Genomic DNA, 237 nt, shown 5'->3' with positions numbered 1-237 from the left:
CCCGGTCAGGAAGCCTCTGAATCAGAGGCTTTTTCGCGCCGTCAGCCCGTGTATCTCGCGCAATTTTTGGGTTGTTGACCATAATTGACGCTCAGTCAGCCGCTAAGGCAGGAGGATATCATGCAGAGTGTAGCCAGATTACCCCGGTTTATGGTGGTGCTGGAGGCGGCTGGCGGCCTGTTAATCGTGGCCGCGCTGCTGCTGATCAACCACTGGCTTCCGCTGCCAGACAAGGCG

Annotated in this window: 1 protein-coding gene; it reads left to right on the top strand. The window is 57.8% G+C overall.

The genetic code is table 11. The features are described from left to right. Positions 1 to 120: 120 nt before the first annotated feature. Positions 121 to 237 (top strand): DUF1418 family protein (locus tag SB765_RS33585; RefSeq protein WP_410933028.1); only part of this gene is annotated, 117 nt, incomplete at its 3' end.

Origin of the sequence: Pseudomonas sp. SIMBA_067 (assembly GCF_046534675.1) — a bacterium.
GTDB lineage: Bacteria > Pseudomonadota > Gammaproteobacteria > Pseudomonadales > Pseudomonadaceae > Aquipseudomonas > Aquipseudomonas putida.
Note: the sequence above shows the minus strand (reverse complement) of the source record. Positions and strands in the feature narration are given on the sequence as shown.